Source organism: uncultured Cytophaga sp. (assembly GCF_937863595.1).
Taxonomy (GTDB): domain Bacteria; phylum Bacteroidota; class Bacteroidia; order Cytophagales; family Cytophagaceae; genus Cytophaga.
Map to the genome: position 1 here is coordinate 13723 of NZ_CALMGQ010000183.1, position 20251 is coordinate 33973.

At 36.0% G+C, this 20251-nt stretch carries 19 protein-coding genes; 11 read left to right on the plus strand and 8 right to left on the minus strand.

All coding sequences use genetic code 11. The features are described 5' to 3' along the window. The first annotated feature begins 16 nt into the window (after nt 1–16). The 3 genes from Q0543_RS16190 (at nt 17) to Q0543_RS16200 (ending at nt 2727) form a co-directional block, all read left to right on the plus strand. Complete coding sequence (locus Q0543_RS16190; protein ID WP_299255569.1) at nt 17–631, plus strand: rhomboid family intramembrane serine protease; 615 nt, start codon at nt 17–19, stop codon at nt 629–631. 282 nt (nt 632–913) lie between these two features. Next, nucleotides 914–1786, plus strand: coding sequence for a diacylglycerol kinase family protein (locus Q0543_RS16195; protein ID WP_299255513.1), 873 nt, complete (start codon nt 914–916; stop codon nt 1784–1786). Then, nucleotides 1783–2727, plus strand: a complete 945-nt coding sequence (locus Q0543_RS16200; protein ID WP_299255515.1) for an App1 family protein — start codon at nt 1783–1785, stop codon at nt 2725–2727. Before Q0543_RS16195 ends, Q0543_RS16200 begins: the two co-directional genes overlap by 4 nt. Before the next feature lie 5 nt (nt 2728–2732). Here Q0543_RS16200 and Q0543_RS16205 read toward each other — a convergent pair whose 3' ends face one another. From Q0543_RS16205 to rplU, 4 genes are all read right to left on the minus strand, one after another. Then, nucleotides 2733–4349 (minus strand): right-handed parallel beta-helix repeat-containing protein, encoded by a 1617-nt coding sequence (locus Q0543_RS16205; RefSeq protein WP_299255517.1) that lies wholly within the window; start codon nt 4347–4349, stop codon nt 2733–2735. A 47-nt stretch (nt 4350–4396) separates the two neighbouring features. After that, a complete protein-coding gene (locus Q0543_RS16210; protein WP_299255519.1) occupies nt 4397–5440 on the minus strand; it encodes a sodium:calcium antiporter in 1044 nt (347 codons plus the stop codon). Nucleotides 5441–5809: 369 nt separating this feature from the next. Then, nucleotides 5810–6079 carry a 50S ribosomal protein L27 gene (rpmA, locus tag Q0543_RS16215; RefSeq protein ID WP_299255521.1) on the minus strand — a complete coding sequence of 90 codons (270 nt, stop codon included), beginning with the start codon at nt 6077–6079 and terminating at the stop codon, nt 5810–5812. Nucleotides 6080–6091: 12 nt separating this feature from the next. Further along, entirely contained in the window at nt 6092–6400 is a 309-nt protein-coding gene (rplU, locus tag Q0543_RS16220; protein ID WP_299255523.1) for a 50S ribosomal protein L21, read from the minus strand. A gap of 510 nt (nt 6401–6910) precedes the next feature. Here rplU and Q0543_RS16225 point away from each other — a divergent pair. From Q0543_RS16225 to Q0543_RS16250, 6 genes are all read left to right on the plus strand, one after another. Beyond that, nucleotides 6911–7885 (plus strand): ribonucleoside-diphosphate reductase small subunit, encoded by a 975-nt coding sequence (locus Q0543_RS16225; protein ID WP_299255525.1) that lies wholly within the window; start codon nt 6911–6913, stop codon nt 7883–7885. Nucleotides 7886–7942: 57 nt separating this feature from the next. Then, on the plus strand, nt 7943–10315 hold the full coding sequence (locus Q0543_RS16230; protein ID WP_299255527.1) for a ribonucleoside-diphosphate reductase subunit alpha: 2373 nt from the start codon (nt 7943–7945) through the stop codon (nt 10313–10315). A gap of 80 nt (nt 10316–10395) precedes the next feature. After that, entirely contained in the window at nt 10396–11397 is a 1002-nt protein-coding gene (locus Q0543_RS16235) for a HEPN domain-containing protein (protein ID WP_299255529.1), read from the plus strand. 300 nt (nt 11398–11697) lie between these two features. Next, a complete protein-coding gene (locus Q0543_RS16240; protein WP_299255531.1) occupies nt 11698–12546 on the plus strand; it encodes a hypothetical protein in 849 nt (282 codons plus the stop codon). Between the two features lie 343 nt (nt 12547–12889). Next, on the plus strand, nt 12890–13375 hold the full coding sequence (locus tag Q0543_RS16245) for a cytochrome c (protein ID WP_299255533.1): 486 nt from the start codon (nt 12890–12892) through the stop codon (nt 13373–13375). A 387-nt stretch (nt 13376–13762) separates the two neighbouring features. After that, entirely contained in the window at nt 13763–14254 is a 492-nt protein-coding gene (locus tag Q0543_RS16250; protein ID WP_299255535.1) for a hypothetical protein, read from the plus strand. Between the two features lie 167 nt (nt 14255–14421). Here Q0543_RS16250 and Q0543_RS16255 read toward each other — a convergent pair whose 3' ends face one another. The 3 genes from Q0543_RS16255 to Q0543_RS16265 all read right to left on the minus strand — a co-directional run bounded on the left by Q0543_RS16255 (nt 14422) and on the right by Q0543_RS16265 (nt 15223). Next, entirely contained in the window at nt 14422–14655 is a 234-nt protein-coding gene (locus Q0543_RS16255; protein WP_299255537.1) for a hypothetical protein, read from the minus strand. A gap of 12 nt (nt 14656–14667) precedes the next feature. Further along, nucleotides 14668–14973 (minus strand): transposase, encoded by a 306-nt coding sequence (locus Q0543_RS16260; RefSeq protein ID WP_299255539.1) that lies wholly within the window; start codon nt 14971–14973, stop codon nt 14668–14670. Between the two features lie 127 nt (nt 14974–15100). Continuing rightward, nucleotides 15101–15223 (minus strand): hypothetical protein, encoded by a 123-nt coding sequence (locus Q0543_RS16265; RefSeq protein ID WP_299255543.1) that lies wholly within the window; start codon nt 15221–15223, stop codon nt 15101–15103. 257 nt (nt 15224–15480) lie between these two features. Between Q0543_RS16265 and Q0543_RS16270 the strand changes: the two genes are divergently transcribed. Then, on the plus strand, nt 15481–16089 hold the full coding sequence (locus Q0543_RS16270; RefSeq protein WP_299255545.1) for a hypothetical protein: 609 nt from the start codon (nt 15481–15483) through the stop codon (nt 16087–16089). A 284-nt stretch (nt 16090–16373) separates the two neighbouring features. Here Q0543_RS16270 and Q0543_RS16275 read toward each other — a convergent pair whose 3' ends face one another. After that, nucleotides 16374–18812, minus strand: a complete 2439-nt coding sequence (locus Q0543_RS16275; protein WP_299255547.1) for a T9SS type A sorting domain-containing protein — start codon at nt 18810–18812, stop codon at nt 16374–16376. Nucleotides 18813–19307: 495 nt separating this feature from the next. On the opposite strand from Q0543_RS16275, the gene Q0543_RS16280 reads away from it, so the two are divergent. Further along, nucleotides 19308–19889, plus strand: coding sequence for a Crp/Fnr family transcriptional regulator (locus Q0543_RS16280; protein WP_299255549.1), 582 nt, complete (start codon nt 19308–19310; stop codon nt 19887–19889). The last annotated feature ends 362 nt before the right edge of the window (nt 19890–20251 follow it).

Genomic DNA, 20251 nt, shown 5'->3' on the forward strand with positions numbered 1-20251 from the left:
ACCTTTTATTATGCAAATGCAATTGTTCTCCATTACACTGATCATTATTATCATTAATTGTGTTATTAGCTATATAGCAATAAACAATCCGACGGTAATGAATAAATTAATACTAACACCTTATTGGGTGGAACGTAAAAATGAATATTACAGATTTCTTACTTCTGGCTTTATTCATGCGGACTACAAGCATTTAATTTTCAATATGATTTCCCTATACTTCTTTGGTTACATCGTTGAAGCATGGCTGGGGACTAGCTTGTACATTATTATGTACTTAGCGGCAATTGTTATTTCAGACATTCCAACGTATCTGAAATATAAAAACAATTCCAACTATGCATCCTTAGGTGCATCGGGCGCTGTCTCGGCAGTAATTTTTGCATCTATTTTGTTACATCCCATTAATCTGATATTTATTTACTTTATACCAATGCCTGCATTTGTATTTGGGATATTGTATTTGGCCTATTCCTATTATATGGATAAACAAAATAGAGATCACATCAACCACTCTGCACACTTTTACGGAGCAGTTGTAGGTATTGCTTTTATTGGCATCTTATATCCAAGCACAATACCCGCCATGTTTGAAACCATCTTAGGTGGCATTCAGCGTTTGTTAGGCTAAACGGACATCTCTTAAATGCAGAATAGCATACGAACCACGAATGAAGTCTTGATTTAAAAAATACATTCCGATTCATTACAAAATATTTGTTTTCAGTGTCTGAATCCACACTTTTATTCTGATCACTGACCACTTTTTCACTGACCACTCGTTTTCATCTGCTTTCAAACCAAGTTTCTATATTCACACATTTACACTTAAAACACAAAACGTTACACCTTATACCCATCCCATAGCATTCTTCACTCCTTTTTTTTATATTAGTATAGGTCCAACAACTATATGAGAATATTATTTGTCATCAATCCCAATTCAGGTGCTGGAAACGGCAGAGCAACCCTTGCACGTATAATAGAAGTAGCTGCGCAGAAACATATTTCTACGAGCATACTGTATACGACAGGCAAGGGCGACGACAAACTAATTCGGGATGAGTTGGAGCTATATAAGCCAGATATGGTTGCAGCAGGCGGCGGAGATGGCACCATACAATTAGTAGCCAGGAATCTATTGGGCAAAAATATTCCTATACTATTGTTGCCTTTGGGTTCTGCAAATGGATTAGCAATTTCTTTAAGTATCCCCACGAATGAGGATGACTTGGTTGAGTATGTATTTGCCAAGTTAAGGCCGATGCCGTTCGATATGTTGCGCATAAACGATACACATATTTGTGTGCATTTAGCAGACATTGGTATCAATGCTAAAATGGTTAAAGAATATGGTGCAGCTGGAGACAGTGGAATGCTCGGTTACGCAAAACACATTGCACAAGCCGTAAAAGAAACGCCGCTTTTGCATTACACAATAAAAACAGATGCTGATGCAATTGATCAGCAAGGCTACATGCTTACGTTTGCGAATGCCAATATGTATGGTACAGGCATTAAGATTACCGAAGGTTCTGTGCACGATGGTAAATTTGAAATACGCAACATAGCCGAATTGAGTTGGATCGATGCAATTAAAGCGGGTCTTACAAAATTCAATATTCATATAGACAATCACATGTTTGAAGACGTGATTAGTTGTCGCACTGCAGAAATATTTATCGATCAAAAAATAGATTTTCAAATCGATGGAGAATATATCGGAGAAGTTGATTATTTGAAAATCGAAATCCTACCTTCCGCTATAACCATTTTAATACCTTGAGTCAAAGACAACCCATATTACTAAGCTTATACGCACTCTCTAATGGAGAAAAAGTGATGGTATTTGGCCACATCACACATTCCTTTATTAAAGATTTAAGTTTTACAGGCTTCAGTTCATTTAAAACATTTTTCACTTTATTCTCTTTATACCGCACCCGATTTGTTGCAGAACAACCTATTGAAATCATTTTCAATACGGGAGAAGTAATCACTACAACAGATATTAAAGGATCTTTTTATGTTACGACAGATTTAGTTATTGGACAGCAAAACATCATAGACATTCGTGTTGCCGGTGTGTCGGTAATATTCTTAAAGGAATTATATGATTTAGAAATTCATACATTCCATTCGAATACGATATTAATTAGCGACATCGATGATACAGTTATTCACTCGTACATTTCAAATTCGTTCAGTAAATTTCTTACGCTCATGTTTACTGCTATGGAAAAACGCATAGCAGTAGAGCCTACTATGAAATTGATTCATGATCTCTGTAATAAAGGAGTAGCCCCGATGTATCTATCAAACAGCGAGCAAAATTTATACCCACTTATATCTCGTTTTTTAAAACACAACAACTTCCCCAAAGGACCTTTATTCTTAAAGGAAATGCGCAAACTACGCGATGTGTTGCTTGGTAAAAAATATCCTATAAAAGAACTGCATAAATTAACAACCTTAAACCAACTCATTCGATTTTTCCCAACGAATAAATTTATACTCGTGGGTGATAATACACAACATGATTTGGATATTTATTTACGTATGGCAGAAAAATTTCCGGATAACATTCAATACATTATTATACTTAAAGTTATCAATCGACAAGCAGACGATGAAGTGGTAGCCTACCAAACGAAGGCGTTACAGGCTCAAGGGATTGGATTGTATTACGGTAAAGAATTCCCTACGAATTTTGAATTGAACGAGTAAATAAATCAATTTACAACAATCCGAAGCGTTTGACTTCCGCATTCAGAGTTAACACGAATTAAATACAAGCCAGATGAATGGATGGAAACAGTTATTATTCCAACATTCACATTACTATATTGTTGAATTCTATTCCCGTTTAAATCAAATATATCAATTGCCTCCAAGGGGCTATTTAACTTCAACTTAAAATCTCCATTATTGGGATTGGGATATAGTTGAACCAATTCCTCTGTTGGTAAGGTTGTTTTGTTTTTTACAATTGCCAAAGGAATACTATTGGATTCATAGGCACCCATATCCACAACACCTTCAGCAGGTCTTTTATAATCATCAAAGTCGAATATGGGCGCATCGGTATTAACACCTGCATTAATAGCAGGGCTCGCTAAGGCTACATTCAGATTGTCATCGACATTATTGGCAATATTATCTACACCATCCACATCTACAAATAGTGGATTACCTTCAATACCATTTATACCCTTCACTTCATTTGTCCAATTGAGACCTTTATATCCATGAATTAAATTATGGTCAACAGATACGCTCGACACACCCGACTTGTCTGATATTTGCATCGCATCATTTGAAGCGACTATATTGTTAAAGATTGAAATGTTGGAAACGTTAGTAGAGTAGACAATAATCCCTCCGCCCCAAGCCGTATTCGCATCTCCAAATCCATTGTTATAAACGGTGTTGTTCATAATACGAATATCGTTTCGAGGGCCATCCAAATCATAATTTGAAACAACGATTCCAAAATTATCATTGTTATATGTTATATTGTTGTAGATATTAATTGCGCTGGCAGTACCCCCATTTTCAGAGGAGATAACAATACCATCCGAACAATTAAATACACGATTGTTATAGATTTCAATATCATGCAACTCTTTATCCCAACTGTCTGCATAAATCCCTAAGCGATCCAAATCATGCACAACGTTATTATAAACTTTTCCGAATGAGCACGCTTCTTTTGTATCAATGCCTTCACCTCCATTTGTAGAGCCGCCACTTTCAAAGACTTCGTTGTGATGAATTTCAAAATTAGATACCCCAGAAAATGTAATGCATTCTTGCGAACCCGTTGAAAGACTTTGGTAACAAGCCTTTCGGACAGTATTGTGTGCAGCAAAGATATTCGATGAATTCCATACACTAATGCCCGACGCCCCAGTATTAAAGGTTTTATTGTTTTCTAAATAAATATGATCGCAGGCTTCAACATAAATACCAAACCAATAAGCGTTTTGAATGGAAAAATTTCGAATGCGTATATAGCTTTTTGCAATGAGGTTTAATGTACCAGACCATACGGATGTATTTGTCGGCTCTTGTATCGTTACTGCTCCTACACCAATAAAAGTAATTAATGCATCGCTTGTACCTGAGTTGGCGAATGTTATTTTTTCTGTATAGGTGCCTGCTTGTACATACACGGTATCTCCTGCTTCAACTGTTGATGCTGCCTTTTGAATGGTCGCCCAAGGCGAACCATTCAAACCTAAATTTGAATTTGAACCACCGTTACTTGGATTTACGTAATAGACAGATGCACTAGATTCTATAATCCATATATGCATGAGTAGCACACAATAAATAATACGTATCATATATTTCTGTATTAAATCAATCAAATTATTTCAATACCATCAAACGGTTAACCCAAATACACCAAGCCAACAATTCCCAATATGTATACGAGAATAACGGCAATAGAGTCTACGCCCATTCTGGCGAATTGTGTTTTTCTTCTAAAAATTAAACCAATCATGTAAATACTTGTGAGTAAAATACCCAAACCCGTTAAGAACATATCCGTAGGCTGAAGATTTGATATCAAAGCTTTCCCGCTTATGATAGAGCCTAATAAAAATAGGCAAGGTAAAAATGCATTCCCACCAAAAATATCGCTCATAGCCATACGATAATCTTTTAATTTTGCAGAAGCAATGCCTGTAGAAATTTCAGGTAAGGATGTAGATGCGGCAAGAATTGTAGCTCCAAAAATAACTCCACTCATATTAAACCTTCCTGCAAGTTCTTCGCCACTCACCTCCAACATCCATCCTGCAAGAAGCGTTAACACCGCACAGATACTAAACCAAATGATGGATGGCTTTACGGAACCCGACGTTTCTTGATCGCTATCCACTGCTTGTTTTGGTTTTTCTTCCTGCACATCTTTTACAGCATGTAAAAAACTGGGTAAGGTATCTTTTTTCGAAAGAATGAAAATGCCAAACAACCATACTGCAAAAATCAATATTTCAATGGGTGTGATATGGAATGCCATTATATTGGGAGAGATGAATTTCCCCATCAATACAAGCGTCAGAATAAAAATTAAAATGAGACCTTCAATAATTAATTCGACAGAAGATGCTCTATATGTTAGTGGCGCAGACTTTCCAACACCAAATACATCAATTACGGAAAGTACAACCGTTTGTATGGCAATGCCTCCCAAGATATTACTGGCTGCAATTTCCATGTGTCCGTTATAAGCAGCCACACAGGTAATGGCAATTTCAGGAAGATTGGTAACAATGGCTAAAAAAATAATTCCGCCCATTGCCTCTCCTATTCCAAAGTGTTTTGAAATAATATCTATTGCAAACGAAATCTTCGTTCCCGCAAACCAGATGATGGCAGAGCAGAACAGGAATAATAAAATTAATAAAGGGGTAGCGATTGAATGCATTTTATATAAGTGGTCAGTGGTCGGAAATTTTGACCCAAAAGTAAAGATACGCTATAAAGCAGGTTTAATATTGTAGGCTATACGTTTTAAGTAGAGAACTAGTAAAAAAGGAAAATTGTCTGAATCAAGATTAAATTGATTTAAGGATTAATAAGAATGAATTTGGCTTAGTTTGCTTGATGAAATTCTTTTAAAAAAATACCTCTTGGTGAGACTTTGTTTTTACATGGGTACAAAATCCAACTGCCTGTAATCCTGTAAATCTTAATTCAGACAATAAAATTCTAAACCATACAACAGCAAAAGAACTCCAATCTACTTGCGTAGACAGGAGTTCTTTATTTTATACATTTCAGTAAGAAAACTTACTTATGCTTTTGCTTCTGCAGGAGGAAGAACAGATACGAATGAACGATCCATACGACCTTTTCTGAATGTTACGATACCATCCGTTAAAGCGAATAATGTATGATCTTTTCCGATACCTACATTTTCTCCTGGATGATGTTGCGTTCCGCGTTGTCTGATAATAATGTTACCAGCAATTGCTACTTGTCCACCAAATAATTTTACGCCTAGACGCTTGCTATGTGATTCACGACCGTTTCTTGAACTACCAACCCCTTTTTTGTGTGCCATGGTATTTAATTATTAAGCGATGTTTTCGATCAAAACTTTAGTTAATGACTGACGGAAACCGACAGTTTTTCTATATCCTTTTCTACGTTTCTTTTTGAAAGCAGTTACTTTATCATCTTTAAGATGTTCAAGGATTTTACCAGTTACTTTAGCACCAGCTACAGTGGGTGCGCCTACCTGGAATTGGCTATTGTCGGCGAGTAAAAGAACGTTATCAAACGTTACAGACGAGCCTTCTGCTCCTTGCAATCTGTAAACATAGATAAAATGATCCTTTGCTACTTTGTACTGCTTGCCTCCAATTTCTACAATTGCGTACATGATTCTTTTGGTTTAATTTTAATAATTAGGACTGCAAATGTACGGGTTCTCAATTAAAGAACCAACCCTTCGTGCGAATTTATTCTAGGTTGCATTCTGTGGAAAAGTTTCATCTCATCTAAAAAGTGCCTCTATCACCCAAAAAAGCAGTGTGAAATATTCACTTTTTTGTATCAATCTGTATGCCAGCCAATCTTGTTTTTTCTCGATTTTATTACAGGCTGAAATGTGGAAAACAGTATTTGCATCCACTTTGGTTTTCAGTGCCATTTTTAGCATTTTTGTAAAGTGCCAATCGGGCTAGTCAAGTAATTCTTTTTTGATCTATTACATTTGTAAAATCTACCACAATACTAGTAAACACGGGCTGTTACTAATAAATTGAGAATTCGCAAATGCTGTTCAAATACATGTTACAACAATCATATACAGCCTTATAGACGCTGTTTAAAAACTTTATTTGATTAACACATGTTATACAAACTGTATGACATACAAACGTACGCTATTATGAGTCTACTAGAAGAGCCATTATTAAAAGAAAATAAGAACAGATTCGTACTGTTTCCTATTAAGCATGACGACATCTGGGCGATGTATAAACAAGAAGAAGCTAGTTTCTGGACTGCGGAAGAAATCGATCTTTCTCAAGACTTAATCGACTGGGCAAACTTGAACGATGGTGAACGTCACTTTATCTCTCACGTGTTGGCATTCTTTGCTGCAAGTGATGGTATTGTAAATGAAAACTTAGCAGTTAACTTCCTTGAAAAGGTTCAAATCCCTGAAGCTAAGTGCTTTTACGGATTTCAAATCATGATGGAAAACATCCATTCTGAAACCTATTCGTTGTTAATTGATACCTATATTAAAGATTCGAAAGAAAAAGATCGTCTATTTAATGCCATAGATACGGTTCCTTGTGTGAAGAAAAAAGCAGATTGGGCGCTTCGTTTCATCGACAACGGTTCTTTTATTGAAAATATCATTGCTTTTGCTGCTGTAGAAGGCATTTTCTTCTCTGGCTCGTTCTGCTCTATCTTCTGGTTGAAAAAACGTGGTTTGATGCCAGGTTTAAGTTTCTCCAATGAATTGATCTCTAGAGACGAAGGATTGCACTGCGATTTTGCTTGTTTGCTGTATACTAAGTATATTAACAATAAGCTTCCGGTTGAACGTGTGATAGAAATTATCATGGAAGCGGTTGAAATCGAAAAAGAATTTGTTACAGATTCTCTACCGGTTGATTTGATTGGGATGAACGCACGTTTGATGCAACAATACATTGAGTTTGTAGCGGATAGACTGCTCGTTGCTTTAGGTGCACCAAAACAATACAACGCTACCAACCCATTTGATTTCATGGAAATGATTTCGTTGGAAGGTAAAACAAACTTCTTTGAAAAAAGAGTTTCTGAATATCAAAAAGCAGGCGTTATGTCTGAAAAAGATTCGCAAAAATTTAGTCTGGATGAAGACTTTTAAAAATATGATAAATACCAATACCCAATTAACAACACTTAATAATTTAGCTTTTTTCTTATGTTAGTACTAAAACGAGACGGCAGACGCGAGTCTGTAAAATTTGACAAAATCACATCCCGCATCGAGCGTCTTTGCTACGGTTTGGATATGAACTATGTTGACCCAACATCCGTTGCGAAACGCGTGATTGACGGCTTATACGATGGTGTAACGACGGAAGAATTGGATCACTTGGCTGCAGAAACTGCTGCTTCGATGACTACCAAACACCCTGATTACGCTACGCTTGCAGCCAGAATTGCAGTTTCTAACTTACATAAGAAAACAAGTAAGTCCTTTGCAAACACCATGAAGCGTTTGTATACCTACATAGATCCTAAGACGGGTGAAAATGCGTCTATGATCTCAAACGAGGTGTATGAATTTATTCGTAAGAATGCTTCTATCTTAGATTCAGCTATTATTTACGATCGCGATTATGGCTATGATTATTTCGGTTTTAAAACACTTGAAAAATCATACCTATTAAAAGTAGATGGTAAAATTGTTGAACGTCCGCAACACATGATTATGCGTGTGTCTTGTGGTATTCACGCAGGCGACCTTGATGCAACATTGGAGACGTACAATTTAATGTCTGAACGTTGGTTCACACACGCTACGCCTACCTTGTTTAACTCAGGTACTCCCAAGCCTCAATTATCTTCTTGTTTCCTACTAACAACTCAAGACGATTCTATTGACGGTATTTACGAAACATTGAAACAATGTGCAAAGATCTCTCAATCTGCGGGTGGTATTGGTCTAAGCATTCACAATATTCGTGCAACAGGTTCTTACATTAAAGGCACCAACGGTACTTCTAACGGTATCATCCCAATGTTGCGTGTATTTAATGATACAGCACGTTATGTAGATCAAGGTGGCGGAAAACGTAAAGGGGCGTTTGCTATCTACCTTGAACCTTGGCATGCAGATGTCTTTGAATTCTTAGACTTAAGAAAAAACCACGGTAAAGAAGAAATGCGTGCGCGTGATTTGTTCTACGCTATGTGGATTTCTGATTTGTTCATGCAACGTGTAGAAGACAATGGCGAATGGTCCTTATTCTGCCCGAAAGAAGCGCCAGGTCTTGCAGAGGTTTACGGTAAAGACTTTGAAGCCTTGTATGAAAAATACGAGAAAGAAGGTCGTGCACGTAAAACAATCAAAGCACAAGAACTTTGGTTTGCAATTTTAGAAGCACAAGTTGAAACAGGTACACCGTACATGTTATTCAAAGATGCTGCCAACCGCAAATCAAATCAGAAAAATTTAGGTACGATTAAGTCTTCAAACTTATGTACAGAGATTTTAGAATATACAGCACCAGACGAAGTAGCGGTTTGTAACCTTGCTTCTATTGCGCTTCCAAAATATGTAATCGACGGTAAGTTTAATCACCAAAAGTTATATGATGTTACCTATGTAGCAACATTAAACTTGAACAAGATTATCGATGTCAACTACTACCCTGTTCCGGAAGCAGAGAAGTCGAACAAACGTCACCGTCCGATTGGATTGGGTGTACAAGGTTTAGCAGATGCATTTATTATGATGCGTATGCCATTTGAATCGGAAGAAGCACGTCAGTTAAACATTGATATTCACGAAACGATTTACTACGCTGCCATGACGGCGTCTAAAGATCTTTCTGCGAAACTTGGACCGTACGAAACATTTAAAGGTTCTCCGGTATCAAAAGGAATTTTCCAATTTGATATGTGGGGTGTAACGCCTACATCTGGTCGTTATGACTGGGAAGCGTTGAAACGCGAAGTGAAGAAACACGGTGTACGTAACTCCTTATTGGTTGCGCCAATGCCTACAGCTTCTACGTCTCAGATTCTTGGTAACAACGAATGTTTTGAGCCATACACATCAAACATCTACACACGTAGAGTATTGTCTGGTGAATTTGTAGTGGTAAACAAACACTTATTAAAAGACTTAATTAAGTTGAACTTGTGGAACGACAAGATGAAAAACAGACTAATCGAAATGAACGGTTCTGTACAAAACATCAACGACATCCCTCAAAACTTAAAAGACCTATACAAAACAGCATGGGAAATTAAAGGTAAAACCTTGATTGAAATGTCTGCTGACCGTGGCGCATACATCTGCCAAAGCCAAAGCTTAAACATCTTTATGACGGATGTAAACTTCGGTAAACTTACTTCTATGCACTTCTACGCTTGGAAAAAAGGTTTGAAAACAGGTATGTACTACTTAAGAACGAAATCTGCAGCCAATGCAATCCAATTCACTGTAGAGAAGCAAGCAGAGGTGCAAATCACAGCACTTACTATTTCTGAAGCAGAGAAGAAGGCACAAGACATGGCGTGCTCTCTAGATAACCCTGAAGGTTGTGAGAGCTGCAGCGGATAGGTTCTGTCTAACATTTATAATGCAAACCCCGGTCTGAAAAGGCTGGGGTTTGTTTTTGGGGAATTTTAATTTTAACAAATATGGAAATTAGACTAGTTTGTGGACACAGGTATTTTTTAATTGACGAAACCGTTTTGAATTTTTCCATTCATGATTTTATTCTTTCAAAAGACCGTACCCTGTTGCATAGATCGTTTTTTTATCCAGCATTTTATGAAAGAGTTGGAACAAATGCGTTTCCAATGTTAGAAAAATACCCTTATTTCATTTCCACAAATGATAGCAGCTATTTTTTGAACCAAACAAATATTCTAAATGAAGATCGATTATCTGAAAAAAAATTAGAGGCATTACAGTATTTCATGCTTTGTTTGTGGTTTATAAAGGACAATAGTGCTAACACAGAATATTTATATACATATATTCCTCAGCGAAAAATGGCATTATCCAGAATCAGAAATATTCTTTACAGTAATGCAAGCGGAGAGTATTTAGAGACATTATTTAACATTTCAGATTTAGAATCTGCTAAAAATATTTTTCATAGACTTCAGACGTTAAGTCAAACTGAGTTAAAAAAAAATGAAATAACTGGTCTTCCCAAACATATTGAAGACCATTATAAAATTGATGAGGGCGATTTCAATTCTATTATATATAATTCACAAAATAGAATTGATAGAGCTATACTTTTTCTTCAATTAGCCCGTAGTAAATCATATCTGCCAATAAAAATAACTTTTTACATAGCAATATATGAAGCTCTATTTACTACTTCAGATGGTGAAATCTCACATAAAGTTACTGAACGAGCAACACTATATTTAGCAGGAAGCATTGCTGAAAAATTAAATAATTTCAAGATTATAAAAACTGGTTATGATATTAGATCAAAGTTTGTACATGGTCAAAAACTAAATAAAAAACACAAATCCAAAGAAGACTTAATTCCTATTAGTAAAGAACTAGATGAATTAACTAGAGTACTATTAAATAAAATAATTCTTTCTGATTCTGATGTCTTTTTACTAGATGATGAAAAACTTGAAGAGTGGTTTAAAGAATTAATATTGAAATCCTAAAGCTCCACATGGCGAGTCTTTAGCGCAGCGGGACTGGTGTCTAGCAATTGTCTGAATTGGGATTCGTCGGATTAATGGGATTGTTATAATAGACGACGTGAATTATAATAACAATCCGTTCAGCTATTCAATATCATGTCCATCATCTAAATCAAAAGAATCATAGTTCAGACAAAGGCCGTTGGCTCATAAAGCGTACCACCATAGATTTGCAGGTTGTTGGTCGAATGGCACAACAATGGGTCGACTCGCGGTTTAGATAGAATACACAATAAACAGTTATAAACACACCTATTTAAAATGAAACCATACGTCATATCTATATTTTCCTTCTTCCTCCTGCATCTACAATCCAGTGCATGCAGCTGCAGCTTCGATAAATATTTAACGATAGAAACCTATAATAATTCTGCATTGATCTTTACCGGAAGAGCTGTTCGGATTGACACAGTGATGCGATTTGAGAAAGAGCAAAAGATTTATTATGTAATTGACATCTTATATAAAGGACATCCTACTTCAGATACCGTTATTGTTGATGCACGTATATCTCAAGGCATGTGCGGCATCCGGGTTAAACTCTATGAGCAACGCATGATTTTCACTACATATACGAATGATTTTGTGAATGGCAAAACTACCAACGAACGTTTATTATATACGGATCTTTGTCACAGAAGCTGTATAACAGATACAACTGATCGTTCAGACCTAACAAAAATTATATTGGATCAAAATTATCAGTTTCTAAAACAAATTCAACAAAACAAAGACTTCACCTTCGATCAATATTACCTTTCAAAAAAAAGCATCTTTCATGATATTCCTGCTGACACTTTATACGCAAAAGGGGAATTCAAAAATGGTACAGCAGTTGGCACGTGGAACTATTATAATGCAGAAAAAGTATTATGTAAACAAAAAACGTTTTCACCTGAAGGGTTTGCTATGGAAATAGTAAATTATTATAAGAATGGAAATATCTATTATAAAGTTGTATACGATATCTATGGTAAAGATGAAAGCAGCATTCAATACGATGAAGCAGGGACGGTCGTAAAACAAGAAAATGCAGACCCCAATTCAACAGGTGTGAGAGAAAAAGTATATTATAAGCCATCGGGAAGTTTAGCTGTAATTAAGTACTAATTCACCTGGCGCGAGTCTTTAGCGAAGCGAGACTGGTGTCTAGCATTGTCTGAATTGGGATTCGTGGGATTAATGGATAAAATGGATTGTTGTAATAGACAGCGTAAATTATTATAACCATCATTTCAACTATTCAACATCATGTTCATCATCTAAATCAAAAGAATCATCGTTCAGACAAATTCAGTTGGCTAATTGAGCATACCATCAAAGCTTACTGGGTTCTTGGCCAAATGGCACAACTGGTTGGATATTGGTTTGGTCAAGGTGCACGACGCAAACATACAATAAAATTATACCGAAAGAATAGTTATATTACTGTGGTTGCTAAAAGCTGATACCGATGAAATATGCCAATAAACTTCTATTATTATTTTTCACTTCAGCACTATTGCTTGGGCTTTGTTTGTTATTGATACATTTGCAAAAGGATACAAATCCTCAACAAGCTGATGATATTTTTTATTGTGGAAACGCAGCTTATTCATCTGAATATACTGAAAATTCAATCCATGAAGCGGGAGGACAATTATTCAAAGAAAATTGTAAATCTTGCCATAAAATTCATGAAATATCTGTAGGCCCAGCACTATTTGGTATAACAACAAGAAGGCCTACAAAATGGATTTATGCGCTCATACACAATTCGGACTCTTTAATTAAATCAGGAGATACTATGGCAGTCAATGTATATAATAAATACAATAAATGTGTCATGACTGCTTTCCCAACATTTACTAATTCAGAAATTGATTCTATATTACTTTATATAGAAGCATCCAATTATATATCTAATCAGCCATTAACAAAAATATTTATTTGTAAATAGAAGTTAGCCTATTTACTGCTGTTGGCGCCCCCACTCTATCGTACACACGAATACATTCGTTCTTGTGCCAGAGGCCAACAACCAGTTACTGTATGATGGATAAGGGATTGCCTGAACCGCTCACCTGGCGCCAGTCTTTAGCGCATCGTGACTGGTGTCTAGCATTTTCTGAATTGGGATTCGTGGGATTAATGGATAAAAGGGATTGCTATAATAGACAAAGTAAATTATTATAATAAACTTTCTGCTATTCAATATCATGTCCATCATAAGAATCATAGTTCAGACAAACTCAGTTGGCTAATTGAGCGTACCTTCGTAGATTCGTATACCAATAACCATCTATTAAACGTTTGATTCCATATACACTATTTCAACTTTTCAATTATGAAATCTCTATTTTTACAACTGATACCTACAATCGTATTTATAAGCTTACACTATAATGCGGTAAGTGCTAACCCAATCGATTCGAGTGTAAGTAGACCGCTAATTATTAACCGAGCATGCATAACAAGCGATGCAGCAAATACCCCTCCTCGAAAATACATATATGATTCCGATGCGTATGCTCGTTTACTAGCATGGAGTGCATGTAGAGCAGATAGTTTCCCAGATGTTGATTTTAATAAAAACGTATTGATATTCGTTTCCTATACCTATTCTGGCTGTATTTATAACGCAGAACGCTTTATGCGATGCTATGTAGATCATACCACTAAAAAGGTAATCTTAAAAATAATTGTTAATCAGAAAGGGCCATGTAGGCCGCTTTATTATGCACAAGATTTTTTCCCTATCCCAATCATACCAAACGATTATAGCATTGAAGTACGTCCCCCAGAAAAAAGAGCTTGGTATATTATTCCAGCAGAATAATAAAAATCACCTGGCGCCAGTCTTTAGCGCAGCGGGACTGGTGTCCACCATTCGGCAGTCTTTGACTGCCTTTAGCAAATAATAAAATGCAGTCAAAGACTGCAAAATAAACAACACGATTCACGCTCCGCTAAAGACTCGCGCCAGAGAAGTAAGTGGAACTTTTTTTACACATACACCACTTCCATCATACAATCTATCCCTCCCGCATAATTTCTAGCACTGCTGTATTTGTATTCTTCTGCTGATAATACAAAACCAGCGCGCACTGGATTTTCATGCACATAATTCAAGCGTTCTTCAACAAGAAATACATTGTTGAGTTCAATCGGATGGTATCCATTTTGCCAAAATTGATATCGTTCGTTACTCGTATTTTTACTTCCTATTCTTTCAAACATACAAAGCATCCATTACCTTTTAGTTTCAAATGGATTATGTTTAATTGCATCCAGTAACTTATAAGAAGTAAATTTCTTGAAATCACGTACAATAAAAGCAAGGTTATTATCTTTCTCTGCACTAATTATTAAATGCACATGATTGGTCATAATGCAAAACGCATGAACCATCAAACCTTTATATTTACTACAGTGATTTAGGCTATCGATAATAATATTCCTATATTCATCACGAGTAAATACGTCAATCCAATTAACAACAGTAAACGTTACGAAATGAGCATACTGCCCATCTCCTATTTTGTATTTTGAACTCATAGCTGTGAGTGATTAAAAAACGATAAATTAATAACATGTAAATTAAGAAAAATAGTTAATTAGCTTTTTGTAAAAAGGTTAACAATAGTTAAAAAGCAGTCAAAGACTGCCAAATAATAGACACCAGTCACGCTTCGCTAAAGACTGGCGCCAGGTGACCAGGTGAGGTGAATACATCAATCCAATTAACAATAGTAAACGTTACGAAATCCGCATACTGCCCATCTCCTATTTTGTATTTTGAACTCATAGCTGTGAGTGATTAAAAAACGATAAATCAATACCATGTAAATTAAGAAAAAAAGTTAATTAGCTTTTTGTAAAAAGGTTAACAATAGTTAAAAAAAGCAGTCAAAGACTGCCAAATGCTAGACACCAGTCTCGCTGCGCTAAAGACTGGCGCAAGATGACCTATGCTTATCTTTTCATTAATCGGACCACACAAAGCACGGCACCTATACATACATATCACCCACTTTTATTTATATTTAGTAAATAACACCAAGCATGATGTTGAAATATTTTATATTCTTTATTGCAAGTAGTTTTTTCAGTTGCTCGGCGCTGCAAACAAACGAAACAGAACCGACTACTCTCGCTCAACAGTATGTGGATACGGTTAAACCTATCGTTAACAGCAATAAATCAAGTATGCCTAACCCCATTAAAGTAGCAAAATTTAAAGAATATGCAACAGATTGGAATGAAAGCGAATTCCCCGCTCCCACACCGAGCATGCTTGTACAGTCATCTGTTATAGATCCAGGGTATCTGTATATATCCAACAGTTTCGATTCATTAACTACTAAAATAAGTACGGAAAACACTCCCTCAATTGGAAGACCTTGCTCTTGGAAACAATCATTTAAATCCAGTATCATTTATAGTACGTCAACTTGCATGGCCGGTGGTACAAAATATTCCATTCAGACCAAAAGCAAAGACAAACAAATATTGATTCGCCTGATTGATGTATTATTTTACACCTCAGAGAATGATTGGAATAGTGACTCTACGCAATACGCCCCACTATCCGAAATGGCTGGCAGCTACTATTCACTTGAGAAAAGTGATGCAGGAAATTACAGTATAGTGTACAGTTGCAGCTATAAATAGAAGTGCGTTAAAATAAATTAAAACCAAGCTCAATTATCAATATTAGCTTAATCAGTGGTTCAGATAAATACCGTTGGTTAATTGAGCGTACCATCATAGATTAGCAGCTTATTGTCAGAATAACTCAACAACGGTTTGAGTGGTAGGTTTGGTGAAAGAATTGCTATCGCAAACTTATGTAAAAACTCACATAAATTAATTTTGAAATTCCGTAGCCATTACATTCAATAAAAAAGTCCTGCGTAAAAATACAGGACTTTTTTATTATTGACATACGAACTTAATTACTTTTTACTAATCTTTTGCATTGCCACACGTTGCGCTTGTTCGTTGTATAAAAGAATCAGATACATTCCATTTTTCAAGGCCGCAATATTCAATTCTGTCACTTCGTTTCCTTCCATCACTACAGCACCTAAATTATCAATAAGTACATATTTTGAATAACGTATACCTTCAATACGAATTACATCTGTTGTTGGATTTGGATACAATTTAATTTCACTGGAGGTGATTGCAACATCTGTCTCGGTTGTAATTGTATTGATTACAAAATCGCACGTAGCACTCATGTTATTAATATCCAATGCAGTTAATGTAACTGTAAATATATCATCTTGTATGAGTGTGCCAGCGTCAGGAGTTTGCGTAATGATTGGTGCTTCGTTGCAGAACCCTGTTGTTGTTGCCGATTGAGTAAAATCAGGAAGCAAGGTTCCTTTATTCAGCGATTGATCCACTGCACACGTAATTTGCTGCGTGCCGAGTACAAGAAATGAACATTCACTTTTATTTCCGGCTTTATCTTCAGCAGTTATTGTTACAGTCATGTTGGGATTAAATACAGAACCAGCAAGGGGTGATTGTGTAATAATGGGATTGGCATCTGCATTGTCAGTCACTGTAATCAATGATGTGTATGAGGGAATGATTCCACAGTTACTTTTTTGTTCAGTAGGACATGTGATAACGGGCGCTTCTATATCTACTAAGGTTTTCACATCATGGATTAAATAGATTTCACCCAAATTTCCGACGGCATCTTGAAAATATAGATATACATCATACGCTGCTCCTGAAGCTAAGTCTGCAATACTTTTATTGATAACAATTTCTGCTTGATCGGCTTGAATATTGCCAAACTGCAATGCATTTATTCCGTTTAAAATGTCCGAATGTATATTTATTTCATCTTCTTCACTTGGATAAATACCATAATGAACGCTGCCTCCTTCTTGTGTATTTACTTGTAGGTTAAACGTTGTATAATTGATAGCTGTAACCTTTGGATAACTTGCTGTGAGAGGCTTTGCATAATGATCCCCACCAAAGACAACATATACTTCCCCAGATTCGTTGCCACCAGACAAAACAGTGCCTGAAATTTCACTTCCAATCATAAAGTCAGAATAGCCGTCTCCATTTATATCACCACCACCACTTATTTGCCTACCAATATTTGTTTGCTTTATATTTTTTATTTTGAAACCACCAGTACCATTTAGTATTGTGGGATCAAAAGTTGCAGGTACGATTTCTTTGGAACCGTATACAACCCAGTTTTCATAATTATTAGACACAACTAAAAAATCGTCGATTCCATCGTCGCTCACATCTCCGATGGCTGCAGAAGTTAGATTAAATCCTGTAGATGCAAAACCATTTGTTCCGTTAGCAACAAAGGTTTTTGCAAATGCAGTTTTTGAGCCATAAATAATAATATTACCCGAAAAACAATCATCGATTCCATCGCCATTGATATCTCCAAGCGTGCCCACTGGAATTAAGAAATTATTAGAGGCATTTTGAATGGAAAAACCATTTGTGCCATTTACAGCTTTTATATCAACGATCATTTGAAAAGGTGCGGCATGACCGAAATAAACATAGGTCTTTTTTTCATCAGCAGAACTTCCAGTCCAAATACCAACCATAACATCAGCATAGCCATCTGCATTTATATCACCTGCTGAAGCAACATAAAAAGCAGATATATTTGCTGACACCTTACCTAATTTAAAGCCACGAGTACCGTCTAACCAACTTGCATCAACATCTAATGGAAAATTAGAGTTCCTACCAAAAAGAATATAGGTAGTGCCCGACCATGCATATTGACCTAACAAAATATCATTAATCCCATCTCCGTTTACATCACCTGCTCCCTTAATTTCACCAACGCCACTTTCAGTAAAAATAAAACCAATGGTAGCAGTGATCTCATTCATTGTTATAGTAGCTGAAAAACCGGTACTTCTTCCATACAAAAACATATGCTTATCCCCCTGAGATGCCAATGCAATATCATCTATACCATCGCCATTAATATCGCCTAACTTCCCAATTGATGCGCCTCTTCTTTCATCTTCAGCAACACCTTCCACTTTAAAGCCATTAATACCATTTAGGGTAGTTAAATCAAATGGGGAAGGATATGCATTGACTGAACCAAAAATAATATACGTAGTGCCAGCTAGTTCAAGATTATTCGGTTCAATAAATTGTGTATTTATAGCGATATCTTCTAACCCATCGTGATTGATGTCACCAACAAAACTCAATTCAGAACCAAGGCGATCGCCTCCATTCAAGCCTTTTACAATAAATCCATTTTTACCATTCAATGTGTTTTGATCAAATACAGAAGGAAAATTTTGTGCATTACTGGTCAAAAAATTCAATGTAGCGATTAAAAAAAATAAAGATTTTTTGGATAAATTCATAGCAATTCGTGAATAATGGATTGTTAATAAAACAGAAGTGCAAGAAAATACTTGTAGGCATCTTATCCAAACCGATAACATTCCTATTCCTACCGTTAAATAAATAGTTTACCTATTTTCTCCATATCGTATATATAATGGATGCTCAAACCTATTTTGTATGTGGCTACAGGGGAAAATATTCCTCCATTTGAATAAGGCATCCTTTTCAAAGTGAGCGCCAATATCAACGAGATAACAAATATTTTTACTATTGTGTTAAGATGATCTTACTTAGCAATTCCACCACGAGACAGAAAGAGACAAATTCAGTTGGCTCTTTGAGCCTACCATTATAGATTCTTAGGTAGTTGCCCAATACAACCATACAGGCTTTATCGATGCTTAGATCAAAATACCCTTACCGTCTACCTGCGTAAAAACCATCCATTCACTTTTCCATTCTTAATTATAAATACATATCTTTAACAAAACACGAATAACCGTTAATGCACCATGTACGAATCGCTACGCGCTTATATTGAAAAATATGCATCCGATACTTTTTCGGAAACAGATTTTGAAGTTGTAAAAAAAACCTTTACGCACAAACGATTTAAGAAAGGTCAGTTTCTGTTGCAAGAAGGTGATGTATGCAAATACAATGCATTTATTTTAAAAGGCTCTATGCGCCTGTATTCGGTAGATGCAAAAGGTATAGAGCACATTATTCAATTTGGTATAGAGAATTGGTGGGTGGGTGATCGTGAAAGTTTAACCATGCTTACGCCTTCTAAGTACAACATTGATGCTATTGAAGACACAGAAGTGTTGTTAATCACATCCGAAGAATTGCAACAATTAACTGCTACCCTACCCATTTTTAGCAAAATGATTCACACCCTAAACCAACGAAATTTTAGTGCTTCACAAAAACGCATTCACGATGCACTTAGCTTAACAGCCGAAGATCGTTTTCTAGAGCTACAAAAAAACCATCCAGACTTTTTACAACGTTTTCCGCAAACCATGCTTGCTTCGTATTTAGGAATCACGGCGGAAACATATAGTAGAATTCGAAAGAAAGCGCTGAAGTAAAAAAAATCCGAATCGATGCGTAACGATTCATTTTTTAAAAGTATGTACAGGATTTAAACCCTTGGCTATAGTGATACATTGGGATATATTTACTGTTTCAACGTTCACATTTTTTAGAGATACAAAAACGCGTACCGAATCTATATTAAAGCTAACACAGAGAATCCTCAGCAGTTAGAAATTTTTCAGGTACAGATTCGAATAGACTCAAATACTCCCAATTTATGTATTTAGGCGCTTAAGCATTTCACATACATCCCACCTCTTGACATTTGTCAAGCCTCTTTATTGTCATTTGTCAATCCGATTCCTCTTTTTATGCTGTTACTTTGTATCAACAAAAAGGGAAAGCACGAATGCTT

Coding starts and splice junctions, on each gene's coding strand:
- Q0543_RS16255 (WP_299255537.1), bottom strand. CDS start 14,655: ATGTTTGAAAGAATAGGAAGTAAAAATACGAGTAACGAACGATATCAA.
- Q0543_RS16260 (WP_299255539.1), bottom strand. CDS start 14,973: ATGAGTTCAAAATACAAAATAGGAGATGGGCAGTATGCTCATTTCGTA.
- rplU (WP_299255523.1), bottom strand. CDS start 6,400: ATGTACGCAATTGTAGAAATTGGAGGCAAGCAGTACAAAGTAGCAAAG.
- Q0543_RS16240 (WP_299255531.1), top strand. CDS start 11,698: ATGAAACCATACGTCATATCTATATTTTCCTTCTTCCTCCTGCATCTA.
- Q0543_RS16275 (WP_299255547.1), bottom strand. CDS start 18,812: ATGAATTTATCCAAAAAATCTTTATTTTTTTTAATCGCTACATTGAAT.
- Q0543_RS16190 (WP_299255569.1), top strand. CDS start 17: ATGCAATTGTTCTCCATTACACTGATCATTATTATCATTAATTGTGTT.
- Q0543_RS16195 (WP_299255513.1), top strand. CDS start 914: ATGAGAATATTATTTGTCATCAATCCCAATTCAGGTGCTGGAAACGGC.
- Q0543_RS16225 (WP_299255525.1), top strand. CDS start 6,911: ATGAGTCTACTAGAAGAGCCATTATTAAAAGAAAATAAGAACAGATTC.
- Q0543_RS16250 (WP_299255535.1), top strand. CDS start 13,763: ATGAAATCTCTATTTTTACAACTGATACCTACAATCGTATTTATAAGC.
- Q0543_RS16235 (WP_299255529.1), top strand. CDS start 10,396: ATGGAAATTAGACTAGTTTGTGGACACAGGTATTTTTTAATTGACGAA.
- Q0543_RS16280 (WP_299255549.1), top strand. CDS start 19,308: ATGTACGAATCGCTACGCGCTTATATTGAAAAATATGCATCCGATACT.
- Q0543_RS16270 (WP_299255545.1), top strand. CDS start 15,481: ATGATGTTGAAATATTTTATATTCTTTATTGCAAGTAGTTTTTTCAGT.
- Q0543_RS16245 (WP_299255533.1), top strand. CDS start 12,890: ATGAAATATGCCAATAAACTTCTATTATTATTTTTCACTTCAGCACTA.
- Q0543_RS16230 (WP_299255527.1), top strand. CDS start 7,943: ATGTTAGTACTAAAACGAGACGGCAGACGCGAGTCTGTAAAATTTGAC.
- Q0543_RS16265 (WP_299255543.1), bottom strand. CDS start 15,223: ATGAGTTCAAAATACAAAATAGGAGATGGGCAGTATGCGGATTTCGTA.
- Q0543_RS16210 (WP_299255519.1), bottom strand. CDS start 5,440: ATGCATTCAATCGCTACCCCTTTATTAATTTTATTATTCCTGTTCTGC.
- rpmA (WP_299255521.1), bottom strand. CDS start 6,079: ATGGCACACAAAAAAGGGGTTGGTAGTTCAAGAAACGGTCGTGAATCA.
- Q0543_RS16205 (WP_299255517.1), bottom strand. CDS start 4,349: ATGATACGTATTATTTATTGTGTGCTACTCATGCATATATGGATTATA.